Raw genomic sequence first — 1,229 nt, 5'->3', positions numbered from 1 at the left:
AGCGGTTTCTATCGGTGGTTGCGACTCCTGGAAGGAGTCCGTCCCGTGCCGAAGTACCCGCCGAACCGCCTGCCGCTGTCGGTACCGAAGAAGTACTTCGAACTGCGTAGAGGTGGCCTGAAAGGGGCAGCCGCTGCCCGCCGGGTGGGCGTATCCACCAGCGCAGGCTCGGTGTGGTTCATCAAGGCTGGACGCATGCTCCTGCCCGACAAGCTCATCGATGACCGCTACCTCACTCAGGACGACCGCATCGTGATCGCCGAAGGGCTGCTCGCCGGCCGTACGGCCGCGCAGATCGCCGAGGAGATCAGCAAGCACCGCTCGACCGTGTATCGGGAGATCTCGCGCGGCCGCGGACCCGACGGCCGCTACAACCCGTGGTGGTCCCACAACCATGCCATCCTGCGCAGGGCCCGCCCGAAGGAGGAGAAGCTGCGCGCCATCCGTGCGCTGCGGGACGTAATCAACGACAAGCTGAAGCAGCGCTGGTCACCACAGCAGATCACCCGTCATCTCGCGCGCACCAGCCCCGACCGACCCGACCTGAACGCCTGTCCGGAGACTATCTACCGCGCCCTCTACAACGGACTGCTCGACAAACGCACCGCCCGGCTGCGCACCCGCAGGACCCGCCGGAAGAAGCAGCGCCGGGGCATACCCACCAAGAACGCCATCCCGAACATGCGCTCGGTCCACACCCGCCCCCGCGAGGCCGAGGACCGTCAGCAGGCCGGCCACTGGGAGGGCGATCTCATCGTCGGCAAGGGACAGGGATCCGCGATCGGCACGCTGGTCGACCGCGCCACCCGCTACACCCGGCTCATCCACCTGCCCGACGGATGGAAGGCCCCGCAGGTCCGCGACGCCCTCGTCGCCCAGACCGCCCACTGGCCCGGCTCCCTGCGGCGCACCCTCACCTGGGACCAGGGACGCGAGCTCTACCACCACGACGAAGTAGAGGAGTTGACCGGCTTCAGGATCTACTTCTGCGACCCGCACTCGCCCTGGCAGCGCGGCACCAACGAGAACACCAACGGCCTGCTGCGGGAGTACTTCCCCAAAGGCACCAGCCTCGCCCACTACACCGCCCGCGACCTTGCGCAAGTCGAACGGCAGCTCAACGAACGGCCCCGGCTCGTCCTCGGAGACCGCACACCGGCCGAGGCCATGAGACGCTGGTCAGGAGAACTGGCCTACTGCTGATTCGCAACGATCAGTGGAAACCGCCC

The 1,229-nt window shown here is 67.5% G+C and carries 1 protein-coding gene; it reads left to right on the top strand.

Going from position 1 to position 1,229, the window contains the following annotated elements; genetic code table 11:
* The first annotated feature begins 45 nt into the window (after positions 1–45).
* Entirely contained in the window at positions 46–1,203 is a 1,158-nt protein-coding gene (locus AB0J04_RS46210) for an IS30 family transposase (protein ID WP_363174745.1), read from the top strand.
* Positions 1,204–1,229: the final 26 nt, after the last annotated feature.

The sequence above is a fragment of the Streptomyces sp. NPDC050263 genome (assembly GCF_040655955.1).
Classification (GTDB): domain Bacteria; phylum Actinomycetota; class Actinomycetes; order Streptomycetales; family Streptomycetaceae; genus Streptomyces.
Note: the sequence above shows the minus strand (reverse complement) of the source record. Positions and strands in the feature narration are given on the sequence as shown.